Origin of the sequence: Actinophytocola sp. (genome assembly GCF_036378875.1) — a bacterium.
In the GTDB taxonomy this organism is placed as follows: Bacteria; Actinomycetota; Actinomycetes; order Mycobacteriales; family Pseudonocardiaceae; genus Actinophytocola.
This window is the reverse complement of record NZ_DASUVO010000149.1, coordinates 20,436-28,774: the sequence shown is the minus strand read 5'-3', so window position 1 is coordinate 28,774 and position 8,339 is coordinate 20,436. Positions and strand designations below refer to the sequence as shown.

The following is an 8,339-nucleotide window of genomic DNA, read 5'->3' as shown; positions in this document are numbered from 1 at the left end:
CGTATCCGACGTCATCGCGGACCTCGAAGCCGAGGGTGTCGCGGTAGAAGGCCAGGGAGGCGTCCGGGTCGTCATGCGGGAGGAAGCTCGCGTGAATCTTGATGTCCATGCGAGTCATTCTAGGTGCGGCTCCGTAACCCGCGCTTCTCGATTCCTGATCGGTCTGGTCACCTGTTTCGCCACGCACGGCGGCATCCCCGCAGTCGTGTGCGCGCCGTCACGCCGATAGATGCTGGGCGGCACGCCGACCAGCTCGGTGAAGCGCGTGCTGAAAGTGCCCAGTGACGAGCAGCCGACCGCGAAGCAGACATCGGTGACGCTGAGGTCGCCCCGGCGCAGCAGCGCCATCGCGCGCTCGATGCGCCGCGTCATCAGGTAGCCGTACGGTGACTCGCCGTACGCCAGCCGGAACTGGCGGCTCAGGTGGCCGGCCGACATGTTCACGCCGCGGGCGAGCGCCTCGACGTCCAGCGGCTGCGCGTACTCCCGGTCGATCCGGTCGCGGACGCGACGCAGCCGTGCGAGGTCCGCCAGACGTTCGGGCGAGACGGGTCTGCTGGTCACATCGGCGATCGTGCCACAAACGACGGTGGGCCGAGCCCGCTACGACTGCCTGCCGACGTACTCGATACCGAACGCGCTCATCCGCCGGTAGAGCGTCGCTCGTCCGATGCCGAGTGCCGCGGCCGCCCTGACCCGGTTGCCGTCGGCTTCCAACAGCGCGCTGACGATCTCGTCGCGCTCCGCGATCTCCAGACGCGACAGCTTCCGCCGACTGCTGCTCGTCAGGCAGTCGGCCGGCAGGTCGGCGACGTCGATGTCACCGACGGGGCGACGCTGGAGCGCCCGGCGCAACGTTCGTTCCAGCTCCGCGACGTTGCCCGGCCATCGACAGCCCAGGAGCACGCGGGTGGCTCGTGCCGAGCACGCCACCTGCCGTCCCGGTGCAAGCCGGCGCAGCAGTTCGGGGATCAGGAGTTCGATGTCTCCCGGGCGGTGGCGCAGCGGCGGCACGGTGAAGGACAGCCGGAACGCGCCGAGCAGTCCGTTCAGTGGCGAGGTGGTCGGACTGCTCGCCGTCGCCACGAGCCAGCCATCCCCGACATGTCCGGGCGGCAACTCGTCGATGGTGCCACCGTCGAGGTGCCGCAGCACGACCGTGGCCCCGTTGGCGAGGGCGTCCGCGGTTCCTTCGCCGGCGTCGACCACGACGAACGGTCGCTGCGGCCGTGTCTCGGCATGCGCGGCGCGAATACTGGCCAGCTTGCCGACCCCTGCCTCGCCGGCGACCAACGCCGGTACCCCACTGGCGGCCGCGCGACGCAGTCGTTGGCAGTAGTCGCTCCACGAGGGCGACGAGCCGACCAGGCCGGGCAGCGAACGGGCGGGTCCGATCCTGGGACGTGCGGTGACCGGCGGCAGGCTGGTGACCTCCAGTACGACGCCCGCCGGCCGGGAGTCGGTGTGTACCGGGAAAGCGCGGACCATCGCCTCGCCGCCAGACAGGAGCAACCGGACATCCGGGGCGGAACGGTGTTGCGCGATGTCCCGCGCCCGGTGCCGCAGCTGCTCACGATCGTTCGCGGTGAGGCGGGACTCGGCCACCCGGTTGGCGATCACGAAGTCCGGCCCCACGGCCATGACGGCGTCGACCGTGCGCGCGCTGCGCAGCCGGAACTCGGCGAGCAGCTCCCGCGCGCCTGCCCCTGCCTGCTGCCGCAGCACCTGCTCGATCTCGTGGGCGGCCCACAGCGCGAGCACGCTCATCAGGCCGGTGGCCTCGTCCTGACGGCAGGTGATGTCGATGACGCCCTGTATCCGGCTGGTGATCGGGTCGCGGATGGGTGCGCCGGCGCACGCGAACGGGCGCAGGCGGCTCGCGAAGTGCTCCGCCCCCACGACAAGGACCGCCCCGCCGCCCTCCGCGGCGGTGCCGACGCCGTTGGTGCCCGCATGGTGCTCGGCGTAGCTGAAACCAGGAGCGAAGTTGATGTCGTCGAGCTGATGCCGCAGGTCGGGCTCCCCGACCCGCCGGTCGAGCAGGCGGGAGTCGGCGTCCGTGAGCACGACCGAGACGGCCAGCCCGGACAGCTGCTCCTGCAGGCGGTCCAGCACCGGCTGCGCACACGTGACGAGTCGACCGCCGAAGTCGAGGTCGGGTTCGTACGGGATGTCGAACTGGTCGGCGTCGATGCCCGCCACCTGCGACCGTTGCCAGGAGGCCAGGATCTGTTTGCGGACAGCGACATCCGTGCGTGCCGCCCCGGCTGCCAGAAAACGTTCGCGCGCCAGCTCGACGACGTGCGCGTCCTGATGCGTCCCGTCCATCCAGACCTCGTTGTCCGTGGGTTCAGATAGCCGCTCCGCAATGGTGGCACAGTGGACGGTCCGTTGTCTGTCGTCGACGAGCGACCAGTTCGGCCGTGGTGACCATGGCCAGCCGGTGCTCGGCCGCGAAGTCGGCCAGCTCACCGGGACCGGCCATGTCGACAACGCTTCGTCGCGAGACGATGCCGCTGAGCGCCGCGGCCGGCGACAGGCCCGCGAGCCGGACGAGGTCGAGCGCGGCCTCGGCACGTCCGGCGCGCTCCAGCACGCCGCCGTCGGCTGCCCGGATCGGGGCGATATGTCCGGGCCGGGTGAAGTCCGGTGGCCTCGCGTGCGGGTCGGCGAGCAGCCGGATCGTGTTGGCGCGGTCGGTGGCCGAGATGCCGGTTCCGGTGTCACGGGCGTCGACCGCGACGGTGAACTCCTCGCCGCGCGGCCGTACGCGCGGGTACATCGGCGGCAGCTCCAGCCGATCGCAGTCCTCACCGGACAGTGCGACGCACACGAAACCCGAGGTGTGCCGGACGGTGAACGCCACCAGCTCCGGGCTGGCATGCTCCGCGGCGAACACGAGGTCGCCGTCCCCACCGCTCACCACGACCGGCCTGCCGTCGGCGATCTCCGCTATCGCCCGGTCGACACCCGCCAGCTCTGTCACGGCGACCTCCGTTGGTCCTGAGTGGACCCGAACGTAGTCCGCGCATGTCAACGGTTCATCAAATCGGGCCTCGTTGACGGAGGGTTGATAACCGCGGCATCTCGCCGTGAGCTACGGCGCTGATGCTGGCACGCGCCACCGGACGCTCTGCGAAAGGGCCCTTCATGTCGGCTATCACCTATGACGTCAAGACAAACGGCAAGGTCAAGCTCTCCGAGAAGGAGCAGGCGGACCTGACCCGCGCGTTTCAGCACACACCGCCCGTGTTCCAGCTGCTGTCCCAGCTGCGCACCCGCAGGTTCGGTCGCGGGTTCACCTACGAGACGGGCGAGACGGAGATCCACCCGGCGACCGGCCTGCCCCAGTTCCTGCCGGAGGGCGAGTTCAAGTACAAGTCCCAACAGGACCCGACGCCGCTGACGGAGGTACAGGAGGCGTTGGTGCTGTGGGCCGCTGGCGGCCCGAACGGTCAGATCGTGATGGACCTCCCGTGCGGGGTGGACATGGCGACCTTCCTGTGCGTGGCCGGTCGGACCATCCCGGGCCCCTGCAACGACTCCCAGGTGCACTTCTTCGTGGTCAACGACCGAGGCACGTTCTTCTGGAAGCCGACCCGCAAGCGCGAGAAGCCGGTCGAGATCGAGGGACCGGACGACTACTACAAGATCCTCCAGTGGTACCGGGACGGCCTGATCCAGCTGTCCGAGAAGCGCATCGACCTGTCATGGGGTGTGCCGAACCGGCTGATGGGCGCCTGGCAGTGGAACTTCAACAAGCCAGGCACGACGATCATCATCCCGGTTGGCGAGATCGCTCTCGAACAGATCAACCTGCTGCTCACGTTCTACGAGTGGGCCGGCTGGTACATCGTCGACGACGACGGCGAACCCAACGTCGGCGAGGACTTCCTGCGCGAGCACAAGAACCTGACACTGCCCTACCCGCACAAGAAGTTCGAGGAGTTGTGCCTGCAGGCCAGCGACTACGTGGTCGGGCACGCGATCGGAAACGCCAAGCTCGCGGCCGAGGCGCTCGGCCTGGGCTACTGGAACTTCTGCGGGTTCGCCGAGGACCTTGTGCTCGGCAGCCTTCCCGAGATCGCCAACGGACTCGGCTTCACCTACAACGAGGTCAACGGCCAGCGGTACTCACTCGGGCGCGAGGGCGTGTTCGAGAGCTGGGGATTCCCGGCGCCGTGGTGGAACAGCGTCGACGAGCTCGTCGACGCCGTCGTCGACTACCGCTACGGGAAGAAGGGCGACTTCTTCGGCAAGGGCGGCGCCTCCGGTTCCGAGCTCGACGAACTGCCGTTCAAGAAGGAACAGCTCGACAGCTTCCGAGGCAACCCCCGGCTTCGTTACGAGGACTGGACGATCGAGGCGGTCAAGCGCGACCTGCGGCACAACGTCGAGAAGTACGGCCGCTACCCGGTGAACTTCAGCGCCATGCAGTGCAACTTCATGATCCAGCTGCACAACGTGGACGTGGACTACTACGACAAGTTCTACGTCCCGGGCTACATCACCGACCGCATCCGCAACCACGACGAGATCTGGCACTGACCCGACCCGCCCGCGGGGCGGGTGGGGAGCTCCCGCCCCGCGGGCATTCCAGGAGGATGCGATGACAGTCAACGTCCAGGTACCCCACGGCATGGCGTGGTGTACCGGTGGCAAGCGAGTGGTCCGGGCCGAGGGTACGACCGTCGGCGAGCTGTGGGCCGACCTCACCTCGGCGTATCCCGAGCTGATGTGGCGACTGTCCACTGAGGATGGTAAACCGAGTCGCTGGATCCGGATCGCCTTGGACGGCCAGAAGGTTCCGCAGGACAACGCCACACAGGAACCGCTGGACGGGGTCACCATCGTCGCCATCACGGTGATGGAGGCCGCCCCGGCCGCCGCCCCCATGGGCAGCCGCAACCCGTTCTGACACGTCGGGAATGTCCGCCCCTCAGGGTGGACATTCCTTCGGCGTGGGCACGGGAAATCCGGGTGACCGCCGGGGTTTCCTTATGGAGAATGGCGGGATGAGCGCGCAGCGGATGGTGGGTCGAGAACGTTTCGAGGACCCGCTGACCAGGCTGCAGGAGCTGGCCGCAGAGGTCATCCACGTCGTGTGTCCCCGCTGTGAGGCTCGTGCGGTGGACGTGCCGCGCCCGACGGAAAGCCGGCACGTCCTGTGGTGGCCGCGGCGCCTCGCGTGCCCGAGCTGCGGATATTCGGCGGCATCGAAGCCTGGCACGTCGATGTGGGGCGGTCCGGTGGACCCGTTCTTCCGGGTGCCGTTGTGGTTGCGGGCCGAGTGCTGCGGCGGTCGCACGCTGTGGGCCTTCAACGAGGCCCATCTGGACCTGCTGGAGGGTTACGTCGCCGCGCGGCTGCGTGAGCGTTGCGCCTTTCCTGGCTCGATGAGCATGCTCGCCCGGCTGCCGGCGTGGCTGAAGTCCGCGAAACACCGCGACGAGGTCCTGCGGGCGATTCGTCGGCTTCGTGCCTCGCTCGGTGACTGACCGCCCCCACTGTCCCGATGTGAGACAACTCCGCGCTCGCGGGTTTCCGGCGCGCACAATTCGGTCGTGACCAGGGCCGCTTCCGGTAGCCAGCAGCACGTGCTCGTCGTCGACGACGACCCGCAGGTGCGCACCGTGGTGTCGTGGCAGCTGGCGGCCGAGGGGTTTGCCGTGGCGGAGGCCGGCGACGGGGAGTCGGCGCTGCGGATGATCGACACCAGCAGTCCGGATCTGGTCGTGCTGGATCTGGGGCTGCCGAAGCTGGGCGGGCTTGACGTGTTGACCAGGGTTCGAAAGGTCAGCGCGGTGCCCGTGATTCTGCTGACCGGCCGCGCAGGCGAGATGGACCGCATCGTCGGGCTGGATCTCGGGGCCGACGACTACCTGGTCAAGCCGTTCTCGCCGGGGGAGCTTGCCGCGCGTGCCCGGTCGGTACTCCGGCGGATCGGACGGAACGGGCAGGACGGACCGTTGACGTTCGGTCGGCTGACCATCGAGGCGGCGACGCGGGAGGTGACCGTCGACGGCGTGCGGGTGGAGCTGACCGCGCGGGAGTTCGACCTGCTGCACTTCCTGGCGCTCTCACCTCGGCAGGTGTTCAGCCGGGAGCAGCTGCTCGAGCAGGTCTGGGACTCCTCGGCCGCGTGGCAGGTCGCTGCGACGGTCACCCAGCACGTGCACCGGCTCCGTGGCAAGCTCGGGATCCGGCCGGGCGAACCGGGTTGGGTGAGCACGGTCCGCGGCGCGGGATACCGGTTGTCGCCGTGAGCGAGCTTGCGAGCGAACCGTTGTCGCCGAGCATTGAAGCCGTTGAACACGGGATCAGTCATCGGGACAGCCTCGAGCTGCTCCGCCACCAGGCCGACATCCTCGAGCTGCAGTCCTCCGGCGCCCGCCTGCCCACGGTCCTCACCGCGGTCACGACGGCTCTGGAACAGCTGATTCCCACCAGCCGGTGTTCCATCCTGCTGTTCGACGGCACGACCCGCACCCTCACGCACGGCGCCGCGCCGAGTCTGCCGCCCACCTACAGCGCCGCCATCGACGGCATGGCGATCGGGGAGTACGCCGGGTCGTGTGGATCGGCCGCGTACCTGGCCGCGCCGGTGGTGGCGGTGGACATCGCCACCGACCGGCGGTGGCACGGCTTCCGCGACCTCGCGCTGGCCCACGGCCTGCGTTCGTGCTGGTCCAGCCCGATCCTGGGCGGTGATCACACGGTCCTGGGCACGTTCGCCGTCTACTACGACGAACCCCATCGGCCCACGCGCCAGGAGACCCAGCTGGTCGCCCGGTTCCGGCATCTCGCGGCCGTCGCGATCGAGCACGCCCTCCTCTTCGGTGCGCTGATCGACAGTGAGGAGCGGTTTCGCAGGGCGTTCGAGGACAACGCGGTCGGCATGGCGCTGCTCGATCTCCACGGCCGGTTCCACAAGGTCAACACCGCGCTGTGCGCGATGGTGAACCGCGACGAGAGCAGCCTGCTCGGCCTCGACGTCCGCGCCATCACGCACCCGGACGACGTCGCGGCGGGATCCGCCGCCCTGCACCGGCTCACCACCGGCAGGACGGGCAACATCCAGCTGGAGAAGCGGTACCTGCGGCCCGACGGCACCTCGGTCGCGGTGATGATGACGGCCTCCGTCGTGCGCGGTGAGGACGGCGCGCCACGCCACCTCTGCACCAACGTCCTCGACGTCACCGAGCGCAACGCGGCCGAGGCCGAGCGCCGCGCGCGTAACGCCGCCGAGGCGGACCGGTTGGCCGCGGTACGCACCAGCCAGGCCAAGTCCCAGTTCCTCGCCGCGATGAGCCACGAGCTACGCACCCCGCTGTCGGCCATCGTCGGCTTCGCGGAACTACTGCAGACACTGGACCTCTCGGCGGAACGCAGGTCCGCCGCGGCACGCCACATCACCGGGGCCGCGCACCACATCTTGTCCTTTGTGGACGACGTGCTCGATCTGGCGACCATCGAGGCGGGTGCGATCGCCCTCGCTCCGGCCACGTTGCCGGTGGCGCCGCTGCTGCGGGAGGCGGCCGAGGTGGTCGAGTTGCTGGCCGCGGACCGGCGGGTCCGGCTCGAGGTCGACGTGTCCGACGACGTGACCGTGTGCGCGGATCGGCGGCGGCTACGGCAGATCCTGCTCAACCTGCTGTCCAACGCGATCAAGTACAACCGGCGGGACGGCACGGTTCGGCTGCTGGCGCGGCGACACGGCGACCGCACGACCATCGAGGTGCGCGACACGGGTGCCGGCATCCCAGCCGACAGGCTGGCCCGGCTGTTCACGCCGTTCGACCGGTTGGGCGCCGACGACACGCCGGGAACAGGACTCGGGCTCGCCGTGTCGCGCCAGCTCGCGGAGGTCATGGGCGGCGAACTGCTGGTCCGCGGTGCCCATGACGGCGGCACCGTCGCCGAGGTCAGGCTGCCATCTCACGGCTGATCGGGGAGGAACCGTGTGCCCTGTGCGCGTAGATCCTCGGGACAGCCCGGCAGGCACACCAGGTCGCCGAAGATGTTGACGCCATTGTGGATCAGGAAACTCTCCAGGCCCAGCCTCGGTTCCTCGCAGGCATCCGGCCTGCGGCGAACCGTCAGTTCCGGAAAGTCCTGCCAGGTCCGCAGGAGGACAGCGGGGGTGATCGCGCGGGCGCGGCAGAAGGTGACCAACTCGGCGTGGTAGCGGACGATGATCTCGTCCGGGACGCCCACCCGTTCCGACAGCGCCGACAGCCACCGCCGCACGAGGTCCGCGTCACCGCCGGAGCCGAGCCGGCTCAGCATCACGCGTTCACCTCCTCGGTTTCCTTGTGTGCAGCGTAGATCGCGGTCGG

General features: G+C 69.2%; 10 protein-coding genes. 5 read left to right on the top strand and 5 right to left on the bottom strand.

Translation table 11 applies throughout. The features are described from left to right. From VF106_RS42160 to VF106_RS42145, 4 genes are all read right to left on the bottom strand, one after another. On the bottom strand, window positions 1-118 hold a 118-nt coding region (locus VF106_RS42160), incomplete at its 3' end, for a VOC family protein (protein WP_330845645.1). Continuing rightward, window positions 115-564 (bottom strand): helix-turn-helix transcriptional regulator, encoded by a 450-nt coding sequence (locus VF106_RS42155; RefSeq protein WP_330845644.1) that lies wholly within the window; start codon window positions 562-564, stop codon window positions 115-117. The genes VF106_RS42160 and VF106_RS42155, both read right to left, overlap by 4 nt. A 39-nt stretch (window positions 565-603) precedes the next feature. Further along, complete coding sequence (locus tag VF106_RS42150) at window positions 604-2,328, bottom strand: sigma-54-dependent Fis family transcriptional regulator (protein WP_330845643.1); 1,725 nt, start codon at window positions 2,326-2,328, stop codon at window positions 604-606. Between the two features lie 22 nt (window positions 2,329-2,350). Next, entirely contained in the window at window positions 2,351-2,986 is a 636-nt protein-coding gene (locus tag VF106_RS42145; protein WP_330845642.1) for a 3,4-dihydroxy-2-butanone-4-phosphate synthase, read from the bottom strand. A 164-nt stretch (window positions 2,987-3,150) separates the two neighbouring features. Between VF106_RS42145 and VF106_RS42140 the strand changes: the two genes are divergently transcribed. From VF106_RS42140 to VF106_RS42120, 5 genes are all read left to right on the top strand, one after another. Further along, entirely contained in the window at window positions 3,151-4,548 is a 1,398-nt protein-coding gene (locus tag VF106_RS42140; protein ID WP_330845641.1) for a hypothetical protein, read from the top strand. A gap of 61 nt (window positions 4,549-4,609) precedes the next feature. Beyond that, window positions 4,610-4,918 carry a MoaD/ThiS family protein gene (locus VF106_RS42135; protein ID WP_330845640.1) on the top strand — a complete coding sequence of 103 codons (309 nt, stop codon included), beginning with the start codon at window positions 4,610-4,612 and terminating at the stop codon, window positions 4,916-4,918. Window positions 4,919-5,015: 97 nt separating this feature from the next. Then, complete coding sequence (locus VF106_RS42130) at window positions 5,016-5,498, top strand: TFIIB-type zinc ribbon-containing protein (protein WP_330845639.1); 483 nt, start codon at window positions 5,016-5,018, stop codon at window positions 5,496-5,498. 66 nt (window positions 5,499-5,564) lie between these two features. Then, a complete protein-coding gene (locus VF106_RS42125) occupies window positions 5,565-6,266 on the top strand; it encodes a response regulator transcription factor (RefSeq protein ID WP_330845638.1) in 702 nt (233 codons plus the stop codon). Then, window positions 6,263-7,948, top strand: coding sequence for a GAF domain-containing sensor histidine kinase (locus VF106_RS42120; RefSeq protein WP_330845637.1), 1,686 nt, complete (start codon window positions 6,263-6,265; stop codon window positions 7,946-7,948). The genes VF106_RS42125 and VF106_RS42120 overlap by 4 nt, the downstream gene beginning before the upstream one ends. Here VF106_RS42120 and VF106_RS42115 read toward each other — a convergent pair. Continuing rightward, entirely contained in the window at window positions 7,939-8,292 is a 354-nt protein-coding gene (locus tag VF106_RS42115) for a hypothetical protein (protein ID WP_330845636.1), read from the bottom strand. The genes VF106_RS42120 and VF106_RS42115 overlap by 10 nt on opposite strands. Window positions 8,293-8,339: the final 47 nt, after the last annotated feature.